This window comes from Streptomyces sparsogenes subsp. cuspidosporus (assembly GCF_039532705.1).
In the GTDB taxonomy this organism is placed as follows: domain Bacteria; phylum Actinomycetota; class Actinomycetes; order Streptomycetales; family Streptomycetaceae; genus Streptomyces; species Streptomyces sparsogenes.
Genome location: NZ_BAAASD010000002.1, coordinates 53198 through 78021, shown reverse-complemented (window position 1 = coordinate 78021; position 24824 = coordinate 53198). Strand labels below are relative to the sequence as shown.

Annotated in this window: 7 protein-coding genes and 1 pseudogene; 4 read left to right on the top strand and 4 right to left on the bottom strand. The window is 74.9% G+C overall.

From position 1 onward, the window contains the following. Positions 1–33 precede the first annotated feature (33 nt). The 3 genes from ABFY07_RS03100 to ABFY07_RS03090 form a co-directional block, all read right to left on the bottom strand. The gene (locus ABFY07_RS03100; RefSeq protein ID WP_346172926.1) at positions 34–3888 is read right to left on the bottom strand and encodes a non-ribosomal peptide synthetase; all 3855 of its coding nucleotides are present in this window, start codon (positions 3886–3888) and stop codon (positions 34–36) included. Positions 3889–3946: 58 nt separating this feature from the next. Further along, positions 3947–18769 carry an SDR family NAD(P)-dependent oxidoreductase gene (locus ABFY07_RS03095; protein ID WP_346172925.1) on the bottom strand — a complete coding sequence of 4941 codons (14823 nt, stop codon included), beginning with the start codon at positions 18767–18769 and terminating at the stop codon, positions 3947–3949. Positions 18770–18900: 131 nt separating this feature from the next. Continuing rightward, a complete protein-coding gene (locus ABFY07_RS03090) occupies positions 18901–19344 on the bottom strand; it encodes a hypothetical protein (protein WP_346172924.1) in 444 nt (147 codons plus the stop codon). Positions 19345–20270: 926 nt separating this feature from the next. On the opposite strand from ABFY07_RS03090, the gene vph reads away from it, so the two are divergent. Next, positions 20271–21134 (top strand): viomycin phosphotransferase, encoded by an 864-nt coding sequence (gene vph / locus ABFY07_RS03085; RefSeq protein ID WP_346172923.1) that lies wholly within the window; start codon positions 20271–20273, stop codon positions 21132–21134. Between the two features lie 61 nt (positions 21135–21195). Here vph and ABFY07_RS03080 read toward each other — a convergent pair whose 3' ends face one another. Further along, positions 21196–22161 carry an ArsR/SmtB family transcription factor gene (locus ABFY07_RS03080; RefSeq protein WP_346172922.1) on the bottom strand — a complete coding sequence of 322 codons (966 nt, stop codon included), beginning with the start codon at positions 22159–22161 and terminating at the stop codon, positions 21196–21198. Between the two features lie 85 nt (positions 22162–22246). Here ABFY07_RS03080 and ABFY07_RS03075 point away from each other — a divergent pair, with 85 nt between their 5' ends. The 3 genes and pseudogenes from ABFY07_RS03075 to ABFY07_RS03065 all read left to right on the top strand — a co-directional run bounded on the left by ABFY07_RS03075 (position 22247) and on the right by ABFY07_RS03065 (position 24729). Next, positions 22247–23320: an alpha/beta hydrolase family protein gene (locus ABFY07_RS03075; protein ID WP_346172921.1), complete on the top strand. Its 1074-nt coding sequence runs from the start codon at positions 22247–22249 to the stop codon at positions 23318–23320. 85 nt (positions 23321–23405) lie between these two features. Beyond that, a pseudogene (locus ABFY07_RS03070) lies at positions 23406–23714 on the top strand (serine protease); the annotation flags it as partial. 529 nt (positions 23715–24243) lie between these two features. Next, on the top strand, positions 24244–24729 hold the full coding sequence (locus ABFY07_RS03065; protein ID WP_346172920.1) for a hypothetical protein: 486 nt from the start codon (positions 24244–24246) through the stop codon (positions 24727–24729). The last annotated feature ends 95 nt before the right edge of the window (positions 24730–24824 follow it).

Genomic DNA, 24824 nt, shown 5'->3' with positions numbered 1-24824 from the left:
ACGCGGAATGACGCGGGCGGAATGACGTGTGTCTCAGGTGGCGGTGGGGCCCGTTCCCCTCGTGGTGCGCCTGCGGCGCAGCCGTTCCAGCGACTCGCGCCGGGCCCGGGTCGGCCGGGCCGGGGCGGCCGGCCGTTCGCCGCCCCGCCGCGCGGCCAGGTGGCGGGCCATCTCGCCGACGGTGGGGTAGCGGAACACGTCGACGCGGGTGACCGACGGATCCAGCGTGTCCCGCAACTCCTTGACCACGTGCATCATCAAGAGGGAATTGCCGCCCAGGTCGAAGAAGTTGTCCCGCGGGCCGACCAGGGGCACGCCGAGCACCCGGCGCCAGACGGCGGCGACCGCCCGCTCGGTGTCGGTGGTGAGCGCGGCCGGGCGCTCCGGCCCGGCCTGGACCGGGACGGGCAGGGCCTTGCGGTCGACCTTGCCGTTGTGGGTGAGCGGCACCTCGTCCAGGACGACCACGGCCGCGGGCACCATGTAGCCCGGCAGCACGCCGCGCAGGGCGTCGCGCAGCGCGGCGGTGTCCGGTGCCGTGCCGGGGTCGGCCACCACGTACGCGACGAGCCGGCGGTCGCCCGGGCTGTCCTCGCGGACCACCGCGACCGCCTCCCGGATGCCCTGCCGGGCGCGCAGGTGGTGCTCGATCTCGCCCAGTTCGATGCGGTAGCCGTGCAGCTTGACCTGGCTGTCGACGCGGTTGAGGTACTCCAGCCGGCCGTCGGCGAGCTGCCGGACGAGGTCGCCGGTCCGGTACATCCGCGTACCGCCGGGCCCGAAGGGATCCTTCACGAACCGCTCGGCGGTGAGCTCGGGCCGCCCGAGGTATCCGTCGGCCACTCCGTCCCCGGCGATGTACAGCTCCCCCGGTTTCCCGGGCGGGACGGGTTCGCCGAAGCGGTCCAGCACATAGCAGCGGGTGTTCGCCAGGGGGCGGCCGATCGTCACCCGGTCACCGCGTTCGACGCGGCAGGCCGTCGACCAGATGGTGGTCTCGGTGGGCCCGTACAGGTTCCACAGTTCCCCGGCCCTGGCGAGGATTTCATCGGCCAGGTCCGACGGCAGCGCCTCACCGCCGCACAGCGCCTTCAGGCCCGGATGTCCCGTCCAGCCCGCGGTGAGCAGCATGCGCCAGGTGGCGGGGGTGGCCTGCATCATGGTGGGCCGGGTCCGCTCCAGCAGGGCTCCCAGGGCGAAGCCGTCCGCCGCGGTCTCGGCCGGCGCGATCTCCACCCGCGCCCCCGTGATCAGCGGCAGGTACAGCTCCAGTCCCGCGATGTCGAAGCACACGGTGGTCACGGCCAGCAGCCGGTCGTGCCCGGCGCAGCCGAGTCGCCGGGCCATGGCGCACAGGAAGTTCGTCAGCGCGCGATGCCCGATCCGCACGCCCTTGGGCCTCCCGGTGGAGCCCGAGGTGTAGATGACGTACGCCAGGTCGTCGGGACCGGCCGGGACGCACCGGCCGGCCGGGCGTTCGCGGTCCTCGTCGAGGAGCAGCAGGCCGGCGTGTACGCCGCTCAGCGTGGGCCGCAGCGCGGACTCGGTGACCACCAGCCGCAGTCGCGCGTCGTCGGCCATGGCCGCGATGCGCTCCGGCGGGTACACGGGGTCGAGCGGGACGTAGGCGGCACCCGCCTTCAGCACGGCCAGCAGGCCGACCAGCAGTTCCGGGGAGCGGCTCAGCGCCACCCCGACCAGCTCACCGGGGCGGGCGCCGCGTGCGGCGAGTTCGGACGCGAGCCGGTCGGACCGCTCGTCCAGTTCCCGGTAGGTGAGCGTGCGGTCCCCGCAGGCGACGGCGACGGCGTCGGGGCGGCGCCGGGCCTGGTCGGCGAAGAGTTGGTGCACACAGAGGTGGGAGGGGTAGTCGGCCGCGGTGTCGTTCCACTCCTCCAGCACACGGGTGCGCTCGTCGGGGGTCGGCTCCGCCACCTCGGTCACCGGCCGGCCGGGGTCGGCCGCGACGGCGTCGAGGAAGGCCGCGAACCGCGCGGCCGCCGCCGGGTCGGGGTCCGCCCAGTCCACCCACGAGCCGTCCTCGGCGATCCGCACCAGCCGGGCCGTCGCGCCGCCGGTCGCCTCGCCAGGGAGCGCGGCGCCGCCCGGGGCGGGTCCGGTGTGCAGTTCGACGCGGACCGGCCAGCGTTCCGTCCGCGGGTCCCGGGCGGGGACGCCCATCGTCTCGTCGTCGTGCAGGAGGGACCGCACCTCGTCGTGGATCCGGGCGAAGGGCCTGCCGTCGTCGAGGAACGGCAGGGGGAACGGAACGTGGGTCGCCACCGCCGGGTGGGGCGGGCAGGCGGCCAGGTGCCGCCAACGCAGGGCGACCCCGGTGTCCGCCTCCTCCGTGCCGCGGGAGACGAAGGCCAGGACCGCGGCGAGCAGCAGCTCCGGATCGGCCGTGTGCCGGGTGTCCAGCCGGACCACGGGGGCAGGCCCGGTGGGGTCGGCCTGTGGGGGGTTCGGGGGGTTCAGCCGGGCCGTCCGCTCGGCCCAGTGCCGCCGCGCGTCGGGGCCGCACGCCGCCCGGCGCCGGGCCAGCGCGCCGGAGCCCGGGCCGGTCCCGGCGCACAGCTCTCCGGTCGGCAGGTCGGGTGTCTCGATCAGCGCCCGGAGCAGCGTCACCGTGTCGTCCAGCACCTGCCGGGCGACCGCGTCCGTCAGCCGCCGCCGGTCGTGGCCGAGCTTGAGGAGCAGCCGCTCGTCCTGGTAGGCGCTGAGGGTGAGCGGGTAGTTGCTGCGTTCCTCCAGGTGGAAGTCGCGGTCCCGCCAGGCTCCGCCCCGCTGCCGCAGCTCGGCCTGGACGGTACGGCTTTCGAAGACGACGACGCTCTCGAACAGGGTGGAGTCATCCGGAACGGCGCTGAGCCGGTGGATGCGGGGCAGCTCGATGTGCTCGCCGCGGCGCAGGGCGAGATGCCCCTCGCGCAGGGCGCGCACCAGGTCGGCCCCGGTGGCCGAGGCGTCGAGGGCCACGCGCAACGGCAGGGTGTTGATCAGCAGGCCCACCATGTCGCGGCCTTCGGGCGCGAAGGACCTGCGGGACTTGGTGACGCCGAACACCACCTCGCCGCTGCCGCTGTAGCTGCCGAGCAGCAGGGACCACGCGGCCTGGACGACGTTGTTGAGGGTGCCGCCGCACCGCTTGGCGAGCGCGGCGGCGGCTTCCACCGTGTCCGCGTCCAGTTCCGCCCGGACGGTACCGAAGGCGTCCTCGCCGGGGCCGAGTGCGCGCTCGGCGGCCACCACGAGCGGCGTGGGGCCGCGGAGCCCATCCAGGTACTCCCGCCAGAACGTCTCGCCCGGCGTGGGGTCCTGCTCGGCGAGCCGGCGCACATACGCCTCGAACCCGGGCCGCGGGGGCAACACGGCTTCCCGGCCCCCGACCGCGGCGTCGTACGACTCGAACAGCTCGGACAGCAGCAGTGCGTAGGAGCGGCCGTCCATCAGCGCGTGGTGCGACGTCCACAGCAGCCGGTAGTCGGCCTGGCCGATGCGCAGCAGGGCGAAGCGCGTCGGCGGTTCCTCGGCGAAGGCGAAGGGACGCCGGGCGTCCTCGCGCAGAAAGCGGCGCAGGCGGCCCTCGGGGTCCGCGTCGCCGCGCCAGTCGTCATGGAACAGCGTGGCCCGGCCGTGCGGGTGGACCACTTGGCGGGGGGCGGACGGGTCGTCCAGTGCGAAGGTGGTGCGCAGCACCGGATGCCGGGCCACCAGGTCGTCGAGCGCCCGCTGCAGCACGGTCGCGTCCACGGTGTGGCGCAGGGTGACGATCTTCTGCTGCACGTACACGCCGTCGTCCGGGGCGCTGAGGCTGTACAGCAGCATCCCGTGCTGAAGCGCGGTGAGCGGTGACTCGTACGGCTGTGCCGCCTGGTACGCCGTCATGACGGGCGGTTCCCTTCGTCCGTGTCGGGGCCTGCGGCGGACGGGCGCGGCAGGGCGGTCATCGTCCGCCTTCCTCGGGCTCGCCGTACTGGGAGAGCAGTTCGGCCAGCAGTTCATCGACCGCCGCGTCGGACAGGGAGGCGACCAGCCGCTCGGCGTCGTCGCCCCCGGCGGCCCCGGGTTCCGCGGGAGCGGGGGACGCGGGGACGGGGGGCGCGGGGGCGGGTTCCGCGGGAGCTGGGGACGCCGGGGCGGTGGACGCCGGGGCGGGTGTCTCGACGCGGAGGTGGTCGGCCAGCTGCCGGATGGTGATCCGCTCGAAGAGGAGGGTCGCCGGCTGGGGTCCGTACACCGCTTCCAGGGCCCTGGTCAGTTCGAGGACGACCAGCGAGTCCACTCCGTAGTTCTCGAAGGTGAGGTCGGGGTCGAGCCGGTCGGGGGTCATCTCCAGGACCCGGGCGAAGACCTCCGTCACCCGCCGGAGCTCGTCGTCGCCGCCGGAAACCGGAGCCGGGGCGGGGGCGGGGGCCGGGGCCGGGGCGACGGGGGCGGGGGCCGGGGAAACCGGGAGGGGGGACGGGGAGACGGGGGCGGGGGCCGGGGAAACCGGGAGGGGGGACGGGGAGACGGGGGTGGGGGCCGGGTCCCGCCGCTCGGCGACGGACACCACGCCGTCGCTGACGGCGGCGATGACGCTCTGGAAGGCCGCTCCGGCCTCCGTCGTCGGCGCCGCCGCGCTGATGTGCGTGAATCCGCACGCCGCCAGGACGTCCCGCCACTGCCGCTCGCTCGCCAGTGGCGACCGGGGCAGCCGCTGCTCGGGGTCGGCGAACAACCACCAGCCCGCCGTCAGGCCGAAGATCAGCGCCAGTTGGTGCCGGGGCCTGGTGCCCTCGACGAGGAGGAGCACCCCGCCCCTTCGCAGCAGCGCCTTGGCGCGCGTCAGGGTGTCGGACAACCGCCGGGTGGCGTGCAGGACGTTGGTGCCGAGCACCACGTCGTGGGCGCCGGGCGCCGGCCCCCACCCCGCCGGGTCGGCCTCGATGTCCAGCGTCTCGAAGCGTACGAAGGGGTACCGCGCGCCGAACCGGCTCCTGGCCTTTCGGACGAAGGCCGGGGAGACATCGGTGAACACGTACTCCACCGCGTCCCGGTAGGGGGCGAGCGCCTCGAGGACGGTCGCCGTCGTGCCGCCCGTCCCGGCGCCGACCTCCAGGATCCGGACCGGTGTGGTGGGGTCGGCGGCCCGGCGGGCCTCGACCTGTTCGACCACGAGCCGGGCCACCTCCGCGTTGCAGCGGTCGGTGACCGGGTCGCCCCGGTACACGGCGGCCACCCGCTCGGCGGAGCCGTCGGGGAAGAGGATCTCCATGGCGGGGCGGCGGCCGGTGAGGATGGCGGGCAGCTCGGTCAGGCAGTCGCGCAGCAGCGTGCCCACCGGCGCGAGGGCCGGGTGGCGGGCCGTCAGCCCGTCCAGAGCGGCGAGCGACACCGCCTCGGGCTCCACCGCCCGGCCCGTCGGGCGGAAACCACCGGTGCCGGTGACCGTCAGCCAGCCCGTCTCCACGAGGATGTCGAGCTGGGCCCGGAACAGCGCGGCGTGCTCGGGCACCACGCCCAGGCGCCCGGCGAGTTCCTCCCCGGACGCCTCGCCCGCGTCCCCGGACGCCTCGCGCGCGTCGGACAGGCCCGCCCGGTGCAGCACCGACGCCAGCAGTGACGCCGCCAGTCGCTCCAGCTCGGCGACGGCGTGCTGGTGCGTGACCAGTTCGGCGGACGCTCCCGCGGAGCGGACCTCGGGCAGCGGGTCCGGCGCGACGCCCGGCAGCACGCTCAGGGTGCGGTCGGGGTCGATGCCGAGGTTCTCCAGGATGGGCCGGTCGGCGTCCAGGGCGAACACCTGGGGCAGCCCGGCCGCGAGGGTCCGCTCGACGACGGTCATGCCCTGCTCGGCGCTCAGCGGCCGGATGCCGGCGGCGCCGAAGCGGCGCAGCACCCGCTCCCGCTCCGGGTCGCCGCCCGCGTGCCAGTAGCCGAGGTTGAGGACCCGCACCGGGAAGGGCAGGGTGCGAGCGGCGTGCAGGGCACAGGCGTCGGCGAAGGCGCAGCCGGCGGCGTAGCCGGCCTGGCCGTGGTTGGCCTCGAAGGCCACGCCGGACGAGTAGAAGAGCGCGAAGTCCAGCGGCACCTCGCGCACCGCCCGCAGCAGGCTCCACGTGGAGTCGGTCTTGGACTCCAGGGCGGTCCGCAGCCCGGCCTCGGGCAGCTCCCTCAGCACCTGGTTGACCAGCACCATCGCCGCGTTGATCACCCCGTGCAGGGCGCCGAACTCCTGTACGGCGCCCTCGACGGCCTCCTTCAGCGCGTCCGGGTCGGTGGCGTCGAGGGCGAGGTAGCGGACCTCGGCGCCCGCCTTCTCCAGCTCCGCGACGATCTGCCGCCGGGTCTCGTCGAGCGGTGAGCGACCGACCACGACCAGCTTCGCTCCGTAGGCACGGGCCAGGTACCGGCAGGTGTCCCGGCCGACGGCGCCGAGCCCGCCGACGACCAGGTAGACGCCGCCCGGGCGGAACCGGGGGGCCGCGGCGGGCAGTTCGACCCGCTCCAGGGAGCGCACCCGGCGGACGCCCGCGCGCAGCGACACCGGCACCGGCCGGGCCGGGAACGGCTCGGCCACGATCGCGTCGGCGGCCCGGGCCGCCTCCGCCGCGCGGACGTCGACGAGCGCCACGCGGAGCGCGGGGAACTCCTTGGCCGCGACGGCGGCCAGGCCGGCGGTTCCGGCGGCCCACGGGGAGGAGTCGTCGCCTGCCTCCAGCGGGTGGACGTCGGTGGTGACGACCTTCAGGCGGGTCTCGCGCTCCAGCACGCCGTGCCGGGCCAGCGCCCGCACCAGGCGGTACAGGGCGACCGGGCCCCGGTCGGTCAGGGCGCGCAGCTCGGCGCGGTCGGCGGGCTCGTGCCCGGGGGCCGGGCTGAGGAAGTAGACCAGGTCCGGTGCGTCGGCTCCGGCCAGGGCGCGGTCGAGTTCGGCGTCCGTGAGGCCGCGGGGGCCGGCCGGGAGCCGCCGTACGTCGGCGCCGTGGTGGGCGCGGGCGATGCCGGCGGCGGGCTCGGCGTCCAGCCGCTCCCCGACCAGCAGCACGCTGCGGGCGGCCGCGGCGCGCTCCTCGGCGGGCCGGGCGGTCCACACCGGCCGGTGCACGACCACCGCGGACGGTTTGGCCTCGCGGTAGGTCAGACCCTCGAACCGGACCCGTACCGCGCCGGTGTCGTCGCAGAGCAGCACCTCGCAGCGGTCGGTCGCGGTCTCCCGGACGTACGACCAGCCGGTCGCCGGTACCGGGCCGAACACCTCGACGCGGTCGGCCGCGAACGGCAGCATCGGCCGGGCGTCCCGGTCCCGGCGGCGCACCAGCAGGGCGGCGACGGTGTGCAGGGCGGCGTCCAGGACGCCCGGGTGCAGGGCGTGCGCCGGGTCTGTGCCCGCGGCCTCGCCGATCCGGCCGAGCACCTCGTCCCGGCCGGTCCACACCTGCCGGACGCGGCGGAAGAACGGCCCGTACGGCAGCCCCTGCCCGGCCAGCGCCCGGTAGAAGGAGTCCTCGTCCGGGCCCTCGTCCAGGCGGGCGCGCAGCGCGGTGACGTCGAGGGGGTCGGGCGCGGGCGGGGCGGCGGCGAGGCGGCCGCAGGAGCGTACGGCGTCGTCGGCGCCGCGGATCTCGTACCGGTCGCCGTCGAAGGCCACCGCCACCCTCTCCTCGGCCCCGCTCAGGGCCAGCGGGACGACCCACCGGACGTCCAGGCAGGCCCGCCCGGCCAGTCCCCCGCTCGCCTCGGCGACCAGGTCCAGGTGGCCGACGCCGGGCAGGATGGGCCGCCCGTCGACCACGTGGTCGCGCAGCACCGGCTCGTCGGCGGCGAGCCGGCGCTCCCATCGGCGCGGGCCCCGCGCGGGGGCGGGGGTGGAGGCGGGCGTGGTGTCGAGCCAGTGCCGTGCCCGCTCGAAGGGGTACGTCGGCAGCGGCACCCGGCGGCGCCCGGCGGGGCGCAGGCGGTCCAGCAGGTCCCAGTCGACGGTGACGCCCGACACCCACATCCGGCCGAGGAGGTCGTCGGCGCCGGCCGCGATCTGGCCGGCGAGGAACTCCTCGCCGCCGACGCCGTCGGTCAGCAGGCCGGCCAGCGGCGGGTGCTGCTCCACCCGGCCCCGGTGCAGCCACTGGCCGCCCTCGCCCCGGCCGACGGCGGCGAGCTTGCCGGCCGCGTCCGCGAGGTCGGCGGCGACGAACGCCAGCCGTACGGCGAGGGGTTCGCGGCCCACGCGCAGGGTGTGGGCGACGTCGGCCAGCCTGGGGGCGCCCGGCTCGGCGAGGGCGCGGCCCAGGTCGGCCGCGCGGGCGCGCAGCCGGTCCTCGTCGCGGGCGGACAGGACGATCAGCTCCGCCTGCTCGGGCCCGGCCGGGGCCGGCTCGGGGGTCAGGTACTCCTCCACCACGACGTGCGCGTTGGTGCCGCCGGCCCCGAACGAGCTGACGGCGGCGCGGCGCGGCAGCGGACGGCCGTCGCCGTCGTACGCGCGCGGCCACGGCGCCGTCTCCCGCTGCACGGTGAACGGCGAGTTCTCGAAGTCGATGACGGGGTTGAGTTCCTCGGCGTGCAGGGTGGGCAGCAGTGTGCCGTGGCGCAGTTGGAGGACGGCCTTGGTGAGCCCGGCGATTCCGGCCGCGCCCTCCAGGTGGCCGATGGCGGACTTCACCGAGCCGAGCGCGCAGAACCCGGTGTCGCCGGTGTGCCGGGCGAAGGCCTGGGCCAGCGCGGTGTGCTCGATCGGATCACCGAGCGCGGTGCCGGTGCCGTGGGCCTCGACGCAGCCGATGGTGCGGGCGTCGATGCCCGCGGCGGCCAGCGCCTGTTCCACCAGCGCCTGCTGGGCCTGCGGGTTGGGGACGGTGTAGCCGCTGGTGCGGCCGCCGTGGTTGACGGCGCTGGCCCGGATCACGGCGTGCACGGTGTCACCGTCCCGGACCGCGTCCGACAGCCGCTTGAGCAGCACCGCGCCGACGCCCTCGCCGGGCACGTACCCGGTGCCGCCCGCGCCGAAGGCGCGGCAGCGGCCGTCGGTGGACAGCATGCTCTTGCGGCTGAGGTGGACGTACTTGTCGGGGTGCACGGCGACGTTGACGCCGCCGGCGATGGCGTACGAGCACTCGCCGCGGCGGATCGACTCGCAGGCCTGGTGCACGGCGACCAGGGACGCGGAGCAGGCGGTGTCGATCACCACGCTCGGGCCGCGGAAGTCCCCGAAGTAGGAGACCTGGTTGGCGATGGCGGAACGGTTGGCGAGCACGACCTGGTGGTTGCCACGCGCGGACTCGGTGGCGGCGAGGATCGCGTAGTCGTCCCACATGACGCCGACGAACACGCCGACGTCGTGCCCCTGCCCGCCGAACCTCGGCGCCGGGATGCGCGACGGGGGGTAGCCCGCGTTCTCCAGCGCCGACCAGGCCGTCTCCAGGAACAGCCGCTCCTGCGGGTCCATCGTGCGGGCCTGCTTGGGCGAGATCTGGAAGAACAGCGAGTCGAAGGAGTCGACATCGGACAGGAAACCGCCCCAGCGGCCATAGCTGCGGCCCGGCGCGTCCGGATCCGGGTCGAACAGGGCCTCCGCGTCCCAGCGGTCCGCCGGGACCTCCGTCACACAGTCGCGGCCCTCGGCGAGGTTGCGCCAGAACTCCTCCAGGGTGTCCGCCTGGGGATAGCGGCCGCTGACGCCGATGATCGCGATCGGCTCGTCGGCGTCTCGGCCGGCGGGCGGGGTGTGCGGGCCGGGGGCCGGCGCGGACGCGGGAGCGGGAGCGGTGTCCTGCCGCGCCAGCGGTGTCTCCTGCCGTGACGACGGCGTCTCCTGCCGAGACGGCTCGGTCTCCTCGGGGAACAGGCGGGTGACGGCGTCGGCCTGCTCGGCGAGAATGTGGTCGGCCAGCTCGTCGACCGTCCGGAACTCGAAGAACACGGTGCCGCGCAGGCCCGGGAAGTCCTTGCCCAGCAGTGAGTTGGTCTCCATGACCAGCACCGAGTCCAGGCCGTAGTCGTCCAGCGGGACGCGGCTGTCGAGGCGCCCGACGGGCAGCTTCAGCACGCCCGCGAGGACCTCGCGCAGGTGCTCCACCAACCGCTCCCGGAGCCGGCCGGCGCGGGCGGCGCCGGGAGCCGACTGGACGGGCTCCGATGCGAGGGGCTCCGACGCGAGAGGCCGGGACGGGGTGGGCCGGGACGGGGCGGGCGTGCCCGTCAGGGCGGCGTCGACGGCCGCCGGGTCGCCCCAGGCGGGCACGAGCCACGAGGCGCCGGGGGCGAAGGAGCGGGCGAGGAGGTCGAGGCCCGCTTCCGCGCTCAGCGCCCGCATACCGCTGCGGCGGGTGTACGCGGCCAGTTCCTCCTCGTGGACCAGCCCGTCGACCCCGCCGACCGCCCAGAGCGGCCAGGCCAGGGACAGACTGCGGCCGTGCCCCTCGCCCCGGCGCACCCGGCGGTCGCGGAGCACCGTGTAGAGGTCGGCGAAGCGGTTGGCGGTGGCGTAGCCGGCCGCTCCGAAGTCCCCGATGAGGGAGGAGAGGGAGGAGAAGACCACGAAGAGGTCGAGCGGGTCCTCGCGGGTCAGCCGGTCCAGGTGGAGCAGGCCGTGGGTCTTGGCGCCGAGCAGCCGGGCGAAGCGCTCCCGGTCGCCGTCGGCGCGGCCCTGGTCGGCGACGCCCGCCAGGTGGAACACGCCGTGCACGGCGCCGTACCGGTCCCGGGCGGCGGTCAGCGCCGCGCCGAGTTCGTCGGCCCGGGCCACGTCGGCCCGCAGCGCGAGCACCTCGGCGCCGAGTCCGGTCAGCGTGCGGTGCCAGGCGCGGGTCCGCTCGTCGGGCTCGGAGCGGCCGATCAGCACCAGCTTGGCCGCATGGGTGCGGGCCAGATGCTCGGCGAGGACACGGCCGAGGGCGCCGGCGCCGCCGGTCAGGACGTACACGCCGCCGTCCCGCAGCGGCACGTCGGCCGGCGCGGCCGGGCCGGTGAGCGGGCGCAGGGCCCGTACCTGCCGCTCGCCGGAGGCCGTACGGCGGACCTCCAGGCCCGCGGCGCGGGGCGCGGCGCGCAGTTCCACCGCCACGGCCCGGGCGACCTCGGTGGCCGGGGCCGCGATGTCGACGCCGAGGGTGAGCAGTTCCAGGCGCGGCGCGACCGGCCCCGTGGAGCGGGCGAACCCGGCCAGGGCGGCCCACTCGGGCCGGTCCTCGCCGGAGTTCTGCCGGTGCAGCACCAGGCACCGCACCCGGCCGGGCAGCACGCCGGTGCGGGCCGCGTCGAGCACGTCCAGGACGGGGGCGCAGGCGCGCTCGAGCCGGTCGGCGGGCGAGCCGTCGTCCGCGTCGCCGAGGACGGCGGCGAGGTCGAGCCCGTCCTCGTCGGCGAGGGAGGCGAGCCGGCCGGTGTCCTCCCCGATGGCGACGACGCGCCGCCACACACCGGTCGCGGCCAGCGCGGACTCCAGTTCCGTGGGGCGGCGGCCGAGCAGGACGAGGGTCCCGGCGCCCTCCGCCGGTTCCGGGTCGGCGGCGGGGCGCCAGTACGGCTCGTAGAGTCGGGGCTCGCCGGAGGCGGGCTCGGGCACGGCCTCCCCGGTGGGCGCGGCGGGCGTCCGGCCGGCAAGCGCCGTCCGGGCGTCGGCCGCGGGGCCCGCGCCGGCCGCCCGGCTGCCGGGCAGACGGCCCGCGAAGTCCCGTACGGAGGCCAGCACGCGGCCCTGATCGTCGTACACGGTCAGGTCGAAGCGGCGCACCCCCGCCGACTCGTCGACCAGCCGGGCGTGCGCGTGGCAGACCTCGGGCAGCGGGGCGAAGTGGTCCAGGGCGCCGAGGCTGAAGGGCACGGCGAGCTCACCGGGGCGCGGTGCGGTGGTCCGGCCGGTCCAGTGGCAGGCCCGCAGGGCGCCGTCGAGCAGCTCCGGGGGCAGTTGGGTGTCCGGGGCGGTGCCGGTCCGGGCCAGCCGGACCAGCGCCTCGCCGGGGCCGACCCGGATCTCGTCGATGACGCGGAAGGAGGGCCCGTACGCGAAGCCGGCGGCCGCGTAATCGGTGTACGCGGTGGGTCCGTCGCGTACGACGGACAGACGGGCGCGCAGCGCGGCGAGGTCCTCGGCGGCCTCGGGGGCGGCGGGGGCCGGGACGGCACTGCCGCGGGCGTGGGTGGTGCGGTCGGCACCGGTCCCGCTGTACACCTCGAAGGCCAGGCCGGTGCCGTCCGGGCGGAAGGAGGCGTACAACTCCAGCTGGCCCTCGGCGAGTTCGACGGCCCGGCCCCACACCACCTCGCGCAGGGCGTGCCGGGTGCCGGGCTCGGCGAGCGCGGCGGCGGCGCGGACGAACTCCAGCGTCGCCGCGCCCGCGAGCAGCGGTCGGCCCTCGATCACGTGGTCGCGCAGCAGCGGGTCGTGCGCGTGCAGTGTCTTGCGGAAGCGGACCTCGGTGACCGTGGACTCGTTGGCGTCGACCAGCGGGTGCGGAGCGCCCGTGCCCAGGTCGGGGTCGAGCGGGATCCAGTAGCGCTCCGGGGCGAACGGGTAGCGGGGGGCGCGCACCCGGCGCGGGGCGGGCCCCGGCCGGCCGGCGTGCCAGGCCGCCCAGTCCACGTCGGCGCCGCCCAGCCAGCGGCGGGCCGGCTCGGCCAGCGGGCCCGCGTCGCCGAGGTCGGGGGCCGGGCCGCCGTCGGCGAACCGGCTCAGGGCGGCGACGAGTTCGCGGCCGTCGGTGACCGCCACCGCGAGCCGGGCGTCGAGGGGCTCGCGGCCCACCTGGGTGGTGAAGCACAGGTCGGCGAGCGGCACGTGCTCGGTCCGGACGAAGCGGGCGGCCGACTCGGCGTAGGCGCGCAGCCTTTCCTCGTCGCGGGCGGACAGCAGGAACAGCACGGGTTCGCCGGCGCGCTGCTCGCCCGCCGGTACGTCGGTGACCGGGTCGGGGTTCGGGGACTCCTCCAGGACGAGGTGGGCGTTGGAGCCGCCCGCGCCGAAGGAGCTGAGGCCGGCCCGGCGCGGCCGGTCCCCGTCGGGCCAGGCGGACAGCTCGCGCTGGACGCGGAACGGGGAACGCTCGAAGTCGATGTTGGGGTTCAGCTCGGCCGAGTGCAGCGAGGGGACCAGGGTGCGGTGCCGGAACTGCAGCAGCACCTTGGTGAGTCCGGCGACGCCGGCCGCGGACTCCAGGTGCCCGATGTTGGACTTGACCGAGCCGATCGGCCAGGTGCCGGGCGCGGCGTCGGCGGACCGGTAGGCGTGGGTGAGGCCGGTCAGCTCGATCGGGTCGCCCAGGGCGGTGCCGGTGCCGTGCGCCTCGACGTAGCCGATGTCCTTGGGGGTGACGCCGGGCCGTTCCAGCGCGGTGGTGATCGCGCGCTGCTGGGCGCGCGGGTTGGGCACGCTGTATCCGTTGGTCCGGGCGCCGTGGTTGACGGCGCTGCCCAGGATCAGGCCGTGGATGCGGTCCCCGTCGGCCAGCGCCTTGCGGTAGGGCTTCAGCAGGACGGCGCCGACGCCCTCCCCGGGCACATAGCCGTCGCCGCCCGCGCCGAAGGCCCGGCAGCGGCCGTCGGAGGACAGGAAGCGGCCCTGGCTGAGGAAGGCGAACTTGTACGGGTGGATCGAGACGTTGACGCCCCCGGCGATGGCCAGTTCGCTCTCGCCGCTGCGCAGGCTCTCGCACGCCAGGTGGATCGCGGTGAGCGAGGAGGAGCACATGGTGTCCAGCGCCATGCTCGGACCGGACAGGTCCAGGGCGTGGCTGACCCGGTTGGCGATGCTCGCGTAGGACGAGCCGGTGAGCGGCCGACCGCCGCGCAGCGCGTCCAGGGCGCCCTGGAACTGGTACTCGCCGTACATCACGCCGACGTACACGCCGACCGGGCGGCCGGCCAGGTCGGCGCGCCGGTAGCCGGCGTCCTCCAGCACATGCCAGGCGTTCTGCAGGAACAGCCGCTCCTGGGGGTCCATCAGCTCGGCCTGACGCGGGGAGATGCCGAAGAACAGCGGGTCGAAGCGGTCCACGTCGCTCAGGAACCCGCCCCACCGGGTGTGGGCGAGGCCGGGCGCCGCCGGGTCCGGGTCGTACCACCGGTCGCGGTCCCAGCGCTCCTCGGGGATCTCGGTGATGGCGTCGCGGCCCTCGACCAGGCTGGTCCAGAACTCGTCGAGGTCGTCGCCGGCCGGGTAGCGGCCGGCCAGGCCGATGACGGCGATGGCGGCGGTGTCGTCGTCGGCGGGTTCGGCCGGCCCGGCGGGTCTGGCGGGTCTGGCGGGTTCGGCGACGCCGGCTCGTGCGGTACGGCGCGGGGCGCGCGGCGGGCGCGGGGCGGTGCCTTCGGTGGCGGGCGTGACCGCTGCGGCCGCCGGTGTGCCGCCGGTCAGTTCGGCCGCGTGGTGCTCGGCGAAGTAGCCGGCCAGCTCGCCCAGAGTGGCGTATTCGAAGAACAGGGTCTTGGACAGGGCCTCGAAGTGCCGGTCCAGCTCGCGGTTGAGCTTGGCGATCATCAGCGAGTCGATGCCGAGCCGGTCGAACGGGGCGTCCTCGGCCAGTTCGGCCGGATCCAGGCCGGTCTCGGCGGCGATCAGCTCGCGCAGCAGCCGCAGGGCCTCGTCGCGCGGGCCGCCGCCCTCGGCGGGCGCGGTGGCCGTGGCGGGCCGGGCCGCCCGGGCGACGGGCGCGGTGAGCGCGGTGGTGATGGTGCGGAGGTCTCCGTAGGCGGCGACGAGCGCGCCGGGGGTGCCGAGGGCCTGCTCGAACAGGGCGAGGCCGGTCCGGGTGGGCAGTACGCCGAAGCCGGTGCGGGCGGCGATGTCCGCGGCGGCCTCGGCGCTCTGGCGCATCCCGCCGTCGGCCCACATCGGCCACGCGATCGCGGTGATCCGGCCGTGCCGTTCGGCGTACGCCTCCAGGTAGGCGTTGGCGTACGCGTAGTCGGTCTGGCCGGGGTTGCCGATGTGGGCGGCGATGGAGGAGAACGCGACGAAGAAGTCCAGCGGGTCGTCGGCGGTGGCCGCGTCCAGGGCGCGCAGTCCGGCGGCCTTGGGGGCGAGGACGGCGGCGAAGTCCTCGGCGGACTTGGTCAGGGCGAAGCCGTCGCGCAGCACACCGGCGGCGTGGACGACACCGGTGAGCGGCCCGAACTCCTCGCGTATGGAGGCGAGCGCGGCGGTCACGGCGTCCGGGTCGGACACGTCGACGCTGCGGTAGACCAGGCGCTCGTCCAGATCGGCGGGCCGTTCGCCGCGGCCCAGCAGGACCACGCGGGCGTCGGCCCGGGAGAGCAGCCGGCCGGCGACGGCGCGGCCCAGCCCACCGGCGCCGCCCGTCACCACGTACACACCACCGTCGCGGACGGCTGCCGGGGCGGTGGCCGGGGCCGGCTCGGCGCGCGGGACCCGGCGGCCCTGGGCGGTGTGGGCGACCTCCGGGTCGCGGCCGTGGCCGGCCAGTTCGCCGGCGAGCGCGTCGTCCTCGGCCACGTCCTCGGCGAGGCCCACGGCCTGCACTTCGAGCAGGGGGTTCTCCGCGCGGACGGTCCGGGCGAACGCGGCGAGTGCGGCGCGTTCGGGGCGTGGGCCGCCGGTGTCGTGGCGGTGCAGCAGCAGGACGCGCACGGGCGCGGTGGGGCGGGCGGCGAGGAGCGTGCGGACGACGTGCAGCGCCTGTTCGGGGGCCGGTTCGTCGACCAGGACGACGTCCGGCGCGGTGGCCGGGTCGAGATCGCGGGTGACCGTGCCGACGCCCAGCGCGGTGAGGTGCGCGGCGAGCTGTGCGCCGCGCGCCGGGTCGGCGGTGACGACGGCGGCCGTGTCGCCGAGGGGTGCGCCGGTGGGCTCGGCGGGCGCGGCGGTCCAGCGGCGGACCAGCAGGGCCGACTCGCGGGGCTCGCCGAGGACGCGCACGGCGAGGTCGCGCAGGCGGGCCAGGACCTGGCCGTGGGCGTCCAGGACGGTGAGGTCGGCGTGCGCGGTCCGCTCCCCCAGCGGGCCGGCCGTGACGTGGACGTGGCAGGGCCCGGTGACGGGGGCGTGCACGGTGAGTTCGCCCAGGGCCAGCGGCAGGAAGCCGTCGGCCCGCTCGCCGTAGGCGCGGGCCAGCAGCACGACCAGGGCGTGCAGCGCGCCGTCCAGGAGGGCGGGGTTGAGCACGACGCCGTCGAGCGAGGCGCCGTCGGGCAGTTCGAGGGTGCCCAGGGCCTCCCCGTCGCCGAGCCGGACCTCGGTGAGGGCGCGCATGCGGGGGCCGTAGTCCAGGCCGTGGGCGCGCAGGAGGTCGTAGCAGTCGGCGTGGGTGACCGGCTCGGCGCAGCGGGCGGCGAGGGCGGCCGGGTCGGCCGGCTCCGGGCGCGGGGCGGCCCCGGGGTGGATCTCGCCGGTCGTGACCACCCGCTCGTCGGCGACGAGTTCGAATCCGACCGTGTCGCGCTCGCGCCACAGCTGGACCAGCGCGGTGCGCGGCCCGGTGGCGTAGGGGAGCAACTGCTCGAAGGAGACTCCGCGCAGCCGGACCGGTCCGCCGAGGGAGAGCTCGCCGGCCGCGCGGGCCAGTTCCAGCTGCCCGGCGGCGGGCATGACGGGCTCGTCGTCGACGCGGTGGTCGGCCAGGTAGAACTCGGTGCCGGTGCGGGAGCTGCGGTAGACGAGGGTGTCCAGGGTGGAGACGTTCTCGTCCAGCATGGGGTGCGGGCCGGGGCCGGTGACCCGGTCGGCGGGTGCGTCGGCGTCCGGGCCGGTCAGCCAGCAGCGGCGGCCCTCGAAGGGGTACGTCGGCAGCGGGACGCGGCCGCGCTCCTCGCCCTCGAACCAGGCCGCCCAGTCGACGGCGGCGCCGGTTTGCCAGGCGCGGGCCACCCCGTCCCAGGGGCCGTCGGTCACCGTGAGGGCGACACCGCGGACCTCGTCGTCGGCGCCGCGCACCGGGATGCGCGCGCGGGCCGCGGCCGGCACCGGGCCGTCGCCGGTCAGCGCGTCCTGAAGCCGCAGCGCCCCGGTCACACAGGCGGCGGCCCGGGCGGCGAGCCCGTCGCCGTGCACCGCGACCGGGGTGAGGCCCCAGCCGCGCCACAGCTTGCCGAGCGCGTACTGCACGGCGAACGCCCGCCCCCGCTCGCCGAGCCGGTCGGCGCCCGCGGCGAGTGCGGCCTCGTGGTGCCCGGCGAAGGCGGGCTCGGCTGCGGCCCACCGAGCGGCCAGGCCCGCCGCGTCCGGGACGTCCTCGGCGAAGACGAAGGAGACCTCGCCGGTCCCGGGCCGCTCGGGGACCGGGGCCTCGCGCAGCGCCCCGGCGAGGGCGGCGCGGTCGGAGCCGGTGACGGCGATCCGGTACTCGTGGGCGCGGCGGCCCACGGCCAGCGTGTAGGCGACGTCGGCGAGCGCGGCCGGGTCGTCGCCGTCGAGGTGGTCGGCCAGGTTCCGGGCGGCCGTGGCCAGCGCGGTCGCGGTACGGGCGGACACCACCAGCAGCTGCTGCGCGCGGTGCGCGTCGCCGGTGACGGGGGCGGGCGGGGCCTCCTGGAGGATCGCGTGCGCGTTGGTGCCGCCGATGCCGAAGGAGCTGACGCCCGCGCGCAGGGGGCCCTCCCCGGTCCAGGGGACGGTGTCGGTGCTCACCTTGAAGGGGCTGGCCGCGAAGTCGATGGCCGGGTTGGGGGTGGTGTGGTTGACGGTCGGCACCAGCGTCCGGTGCTTCATCATCAGCACCGTCTTGATCACGCCCGCGACACCGGCCGCCGCGTCCAGGTGGCCGACGTTGGACTTCACCGAGCCGATGGCGCAGAACCCGGTGTCGGCGGTGGACTCCCTGAACGCCCGGGTGAGCGCCGAGACCTCGACCGGGTCGCCGAGGCGGGTGGCGGTACCGTGTGCCTCGACGTAGCCGATGGAGCGGGGATCGACACCGGAGACGGTGTGCGCCTCGCGGACGACGGCGGTCTGGCCGGCGGCGCCGGGCGCGGCGAAGCTGACCTTTTCGGAGCCGTCGTTGTTGGTGGCCGTGCCCTTGATGACGGCGTGGATGGTGTCCCGGTCCGCGATGGCGTCCCGCAGGGGCTTGAGGACCAGGACACCGACGCCGTTGCCGGCGACGGTGCCGCTGGCGTCCGCGTCGAAGGTGCGCACATGCCCGTCCCGGGACAGGATCGCGCCCTCCTCGTACAGGTACCCCTTGGCCTGCGGCAGTTTCACCGTGACACCGCCGGCCAGCGCCATGTCGCACTCGCCGTTGATCAGCCCCTGGCAGGCCAGGTGGATGGCGACCAGGGAGGTGGAGCAGGCGGTCTGGACGGCGTAGCTGGGACCTCTGAGGTCGAGTTTGTACGACAGCCGGGTGGCCAGGAAGTCCTTGTCGTTGCCGACCATCACCGCGAAGTGGTTCGAGGTGGTGGTCTGGTCGACGCGGGGCAGGACCTGCTGCTGGAGGTAGGTGTTGATGGCCGCGCCGGCGTAGACGCTGATCAGCCCGTCGTAGCGGGCGGGGTCGTAGCCGGCGTGCTCCAGGGCGGCGTGGCCGGTGGTCAGCAGGATGCGGTGCTGCGGGTCGGTGATCGCGGCCTCGGCCGGGGTGAACTCGAAGTACCCGGTGTCGAACAGGTCGATGTCCGGGATGACCCCGTGGGCGGGGACGTACTCCGGGTCGTCCAGCAGCCGCGCGGGCACCCCCGCCGCCGCCAGTTCCTCCCGGCTGAAGCGGGTGATGCCCTCGCGGCCCTCGCTCAGCAGGCGCCAGAAGGACTCCAGGTCGTCGGCGCCGGGGAAACGCCCGGCCATGCCGATGATCGCGACATCCGTCTCGGCTGCCTGGACCTCGTGGCTGCTCACTGGCCCTGTCTCCCCTTTTCGTGGGCCCGTTCCGGTCCGGACGGGCAGGTGGCGGCATTGGTCGGTACGGGCCCTCGGCCCCTTGGCGCTGCGGCAAGCGGGTCCGGGTGGTCAGCCCGGCCCGGGGCGGCTCACGGGGCCGTCCTCGGCGATCCGACCGGCGCGGTCGGGTCCGGGTTGCGGGCGCTTTGGGCGGCGGAGGCGGCCGTGAGCGTCGGGGACGGCATCGGGGTGTCCGCGTTCCACCCGGCCGGCGGGCGCCGGCCCTCGGCGGCGGGCCCCCGAACATGGCGGCGCCCGCCGAGCGGCCCGGCCGTGCGGCACCGGTCGGGCGTCAGCGGGAGGTGGAGGACGGGGCCGTCGTTGTCCCCGTGTTCGGCGGCGGGTGTCAGGCCCGAGCGGAAGAGGTCGTACTCCCGGCACCAGATGTGAATCTCGCCCATCGATAATTCCCGTCGGCTCCGTGGTACGGCGCCGACGACGGCCGCGCGTTCCTCGGCGAAAAGATAAATGTCCGCGGCGTCGTCGAATGCCTCCGCGGACATCACGTCGGCGGGAAGTATCTCCTCGGTCACTGTTCCCCCGGGCCCCGTTCTCCGTCCGCTTGCCAGGCGTTCAGCGATAAGCGCTCGTCGCGTGCCCGTGCGGCGATGGCGAAGTCCCCGATCCGCTCGGTCTTCTCCGCCATCGTGTCGTCACCGGCCCCTTCGAGATGGCCACGAGCCAGTCGCAGGTCTCGTTTTATCGGTTGTGGGCTCACACAGGTGGCGCCGCGGCCGGCCGACGGCTGTGCGGGCGCCTATCGGTCCAGTTGTCCTCGATGAAGGCGAGGCAGCCAGTGTCGCGACAGATGTCATCGTTTTCTTTGAAGGGAATGGACATACCACCCCTCACCTGGAGAGACCTGAGCCATCGTGACGTTTCCTGTAAGCCGCCCCCAAGATCGCCACCTTGGTTTGCCGATGCCAAGAGTCAGTAACCAGTAGGGGGACAATCACGGAGATGCCGCCTCCGACCCGTGCGGCCTGAGGCTTCCCCGTCTCGCTCCCCTATTCCGAATCGAGAGCTTAGGTTGACTTGATCACGGCCGTCAACCGCCTTCCGAGGGCCGCGTAGCTCGATTCCTCGCCCCGGAGCCACCGCGCAACAGTCGACCCTTCCCCGGGGAAAGAGGGAAACGGAGGTTGACCACGTTGCCATCAGCCCTGATCGGTCAAGCTTTTCGATCGCAACCGGACTCTCGCGGGTAGCGTTGCCCACGCTCGTGTCGATGGCCCTCACGGACTGGGTGACGAACAACTCGGCACCCGGGATACTTGAGTCACCTATCCGCCATCGGCGGTTTCATCGGTAGAATTGACGGCGCCTTCACAGTTGAAGAATTGACGGGACGCGCACCGAGCCGCGTGATCACTGAAGGAGGACCGAACCGGCCAGGCCTCCGCAGGCATGCGGGGCCGCCACGACCTCCGACCCGACGAAGGATCCAAAGGTCACACTCGTGAGCATCCGTACGACGCATCGCGCTCTGCTGAGCCGCCTGCTGCCCGATGACAAACCGGACGACCTCGCAGTACGTCAGGGGCAATTCCACACCGTGGTCATGGGCTCAGACCGCGTCGTATGCCTGCCTCGCACCCGGGCAGCGGCCGCTCGGTTACCGGAGCGGATGGCCGCACTACACGCACTCGCCGGCCTCGACCTCGGCTTCCGCACCCCTGAGCCGCTGCTCCAGGGCGGCGCCCACGGCACCGACGAGGCGCCGTTCCTCGTACTCGGTCGCATTCCCGGGGAACCGCTGGAGGCCGGCGCCCTCAACGATGCCGAAGTGGCCGACACCGTGGCGGCGCAGTACGCCACGCTGCTGTCCGCTCTGGCCCGTGCCGGCAGCGACGAGACGGTACGAGCAGTTCTCCCCCGGGCACCAGAAGGCCGGTGGCGGCGGTTCGCGGAGAACGTGCGCGCGGAGCTGTTCCAGCTCATGTCCGACAGCGGGCGCCTACGGGCCGAGCGGGAACTCACAGCACTCGACGGCCTTCCCCACGTCACCCGAGCGGTGGTGCATGGCGACCTCGGTGCAGAAAACGTCCTCTGGGTGTGGAAGCACGGCCTGCCGCACCTGTCCGGAGTACTCGACTGGGACGATGTCGCACTCAGCGACCCGGCCGAGGATCTCGCAGCCATCGGCGCGAGTTACGGCCGGGAAATGCTGGAGCGGGTGCTCGCCCTGGGCAGCTGGTCCACCCACGGACTCCCTACCCGCATCGCCGCGATCCGCGGCACATTCGCCCTGCAGCAAGCCCTTTTCGCAATCCGCGACGGCGACGAGGAAGAACTCGCGGACGGCCTGGCAGGCTACCGCTGAGGCACATCACCCCATCCGCTTCGTCGAGCACTCCCTGTCAACAGCGGTCCGGCGAACCTGTTCAGTAGAGCGACGCGCTCGCGACCAGCGTGCCGAGGGCCGTGCGCTGGTGGGTGACCGAGCGGCCTGTGCGGGTCGTCGTCGCCATGCCTGCCGATCTGAGCGCCGCCGCGTGGGAGGAGGCCGTCGCGTTGCTGACGTGGAGGGCGCGGGCCAGGGATGTCGTGGTGTGGGGCTCGGCGAGGAGGCGCAGCGCGTCGAGCCGGGTGCGGCCCAGGACGGCGGCCAGGGCCTCGGCGGGCACGGCCGGGCGCCCCGCGGTGGGCGGGAGCCCGGGACCGGCCGGGTACGTCAGGATTGCGGGGCGGCCCGGGATGTCCTGGAGAAGCGGGCCCGCCGGGTGGTGGAAAGTGGGCAGCAGGACCAGGCCGCGCCCGTCGAGGCGGACATCGCGGGCCGGCGCCGCGCCGGGCCATTCCCACACGGCCTCGTGGAGCCGGCTGCCCGGGGCCAGGCCGGTCAGCGTGGCGGCCACGCCGTGCTCGGCGACAGCCAGGGCGTAGCGGGTGAACTCCTCTCGGTGCAGATCCTGTACGACGGGCCAGACCGGGGCGAGGACCGTCTCGTACGCGGCCTGCTGGGCGCGGTGCAGGGTGCGCCAGGCCGTCTCGTCGCCCGCGTGCAGGCTGCGGATCCAGCGAGGGGCGGGCACCGCCCCGTAGACCCGCTCCAGCTCGGAGCGGACGTGGCCGGGGCTGGTGGCGCGGATCTGCGCGAAGCCGTCGGCCATGGTGTCGCCGAGGACGTCGAGGAAGGAGGGCGGGCGGCCCGCCGGAACCAGGTCGGCGAGCGGGTCACTGGCGGCCGGGAGGGAACGCAGGACACGGGCGCGCCACGGTGCGAACAGTGGCCCGCCCCGCCGGGCCACGGCTGTCGTCAGGGCGGCGTGCAGCTCCTGGAGCGGCGCCGGGCGGGTGGCGAAGCGGACCCGGGCGAAGTCCTGCGCCGTGAAGTGGATTCGCAGCACTCTCACAACTCCTCGTCCTGGACCAGCCTTTCGGCCAGGGCCTGAACCTTCGCATCGTGACGGCCCCCGCCCCAAGGATGTCCGTATGACGTCACGACGCGCTCTTCTGAAAGGCACCCTATGCGGGAGTGCCTCCGCCCTGCTGCCCACGGCCGCGTCCGCCTCCGGTGGCGGCCCGGTCCTCCGGCTGCCCGCGCCCGCCGGCCCGTACCCGGTGGGCATGCGGACGGTCCATCTGACGGATCCGGCCCGTACCGACCCGTGGGTGGGCGGCGTGCGGGAGGTCATGCTGACCGTCCTGTATCCGGCCCGATCGGTACGCGGCTGCTCCCGGGCCCCGCAGCTCACCCCGGATGAGGCCGCGGTGTTCGCCGAGTACGCGCCGCACGTTCATCCGGGACTGCCGGGGCCGGGGACGGTGGACTGGGGCGCGGTCCTCACCCACGGGTACGTCGGCGCACCGCCGCTGCCCGGGCGGCGGCCGGTGCTGGTGTACTCCCCCGGTGGCGGTGACTCCCGCACGCTCGGCACCACCCTCGCCGAGGACCTGGCGAGCCACGGCCGAGTGGTCTTCCTCGTCGACCACCCCGGTGACGCCTCTCAGGTGGAACTGCCGACCGGGATGCGGACGACCGTCCTGACCGGACCGCCGGACCCGGCGACCTTCCGCACGATGGTGGACACCCGGATCGCGGACCTCCGCTTGGTCCTTGACCGGCTCGGCGACCTGCCGCTCGCCCCGGTCATGGACCCCTGCCGGATCGGGATGTACGGACACTCCGCGGGTGGCACGGCGGCGGTGTACACGGCCCGTGGCGACCGCCGGGTCGGCGCGGTGGCGAACCTCGAGGGCTATCTCGACCTGTATCCGACGCCGGGCGGCTTCGACCCGCCGCTGCTGCTGTTCCGCACCGGCGGATTCGAGGGCGCCGCCCGTATCGAGTCCTCGTGGGCGAGCCTTCCCGGCCACCGCGCGCTGCTCGCCGACGCGAACCACTGGGCGTTCACCGACTACGGCTCGCTCGTCGCGCGGCTCCAGACCGCCGGACTCGTGACGGCGACGGCGCGGGCCGCGCTCATCGGCACCGGCGACCCTGCGGTGACACTCGCCGAGGTACGGCGCCGGGTGGGGACCTTCTTCGCCCGCCACCTGTTGTAGCGGGGCCGCTCACCCGGGCCCGGCCGGTGCTCGGGCCGCCACCGCGGGGGGCAGGCCCCCCATCCGCCGACCCGCTGCCCGGATGGTCCAAAAGGGCCGCGACGGCCGCTGGGAGCTGATCGGTGTCACCTCGGGGCCCGGCGCCCCGAACGTGCCGTGCTCCAAGGGTCCCGGCCTCTACTCCAGCGCACCCGCCTACACGGGCTGGATCGCCAAGACCATGAAGGCCAACCGGGCTCCCGCTCCGTCGGCTGCGGCCAAGGGCTCCGCCCTCGCCGAGACCGGCACGGACGACAACGCCGCGGCGATGGCCGGCGTGGCGGCCGCGCTGATCGTCGCCGACGGCGGCACCGCCCTCGCCGTACGCCGCGGCAAGGCCCGCCGCGCCGCCTGAGCGGCCCTCCTTCCTCTGCGGCGACGACCACCTCGCAACAGATCATCCGTGGCTTGCACCGTTCCCGCCGGCCATACGGAGGGCGCCGGGCGTGGTCGGGCTCGGCGCCCTCCGCTGTCCGTCGTCGGTCTTCGCGCTATGACCAGGGCAGGACCAGGGCGCCCCAGGCGACGACGGGGCCGAGGGCGACGATTCCGCCGGTGTAGCCGATGACCTGGCGGTAGAAGCGGCGGGTGTCCACCCCACGGGCGTTGCTGAGGACGAGTGCTCCGTTGGTCGAGAAGGGAGAGGTGTCGACGATCGTCGTGGAGACGGCGAGCGCGGCGATCAGTCCGGCGCCGCTGAGGTGACTGGCGAGCAGCAGCGGTACGGCGATGGGGATGATCGCCGTGAGAATCGCGGTGGAGGAGGCGAAGGATGCGGATCAGCAGGCGGATGTCGCCGGCGTTTCCTTGCGGGCCGCCCTGCGCGGGAGCTTCAGGCCTTCGATACCCGCCCCGTCGCTCGTCAGGTATGCGACCACCGCCCAATGCTGCGCAGCCTTGAGATCAGTGCGGTTCTGTCCGGAGTGGAGCAGGCTCACCGTGAACGCTTGTTCTGGGAGCGCACGATCGAGTTGAGCTTGGACTGCTTCGTCTGCGAGCGAGTGGGCCGGACGACGGTACTGAAGTGGGGAGCCGAGCGGGCTGTCTGCATGAGCGGCCGGGATGGCCACCACTTCACGGCAGCAGGGATCGCGGCGTTCGACGTGACGAGCCAGGATGACCGGCTCACGTTGAAGTCCGCGGTCGACTTCTGGTGGGCACCGTTCCAGGACGCCAAACGCGGAGGGCAGGCGACGCCGCTCAGCTCATGGGTCCGCCTGCATTACGGCTGCTACTGCCCGCATCAGGAGACGTCAAGCAAGGGCTCGATCCAGACCAATGTGCGGCGTCCCAGCCCCGTGTATTGCGCAGAGTGCAAGACGGAGATCGCAGTTGATGTGGAAGCACCGTCGATTCGGCTGCTGGTGTAGACCTTGGGAAAGGGTGCGTCCGCCCGCGCGGCTCAATTCCCCACTGCATGCCGGACTGGTAGGGGCGAGCACCGGGCGTCCAACGGGCTCGGCGC

Bases quoted from the DNA above. Each gene is read 5' to 3' on its own strand.
- ABFY07_RS03100 (WP_346172926.1), bottom strand. From the start codon at position 3,888: ATGACGGCGTACCAGGCGGCACAGCCGTACGAGTCACCGCTCACCGCG.
- ABFY07_RS03075 (WP_346172921.1), top strand. From the start codon at position 22,247: ATGACGTCACGACGCGCTCTTCTGAAAGGCACCCTATGCGGGAGTGCC.
- ABFY07_RS03065 (WP_346172920.1), top strand. From the start codon at position 24,244: ATGCTGCGCAGCCTTGAGATCAGTGCGGTTCTGTCCGGAGTGGAGCAG.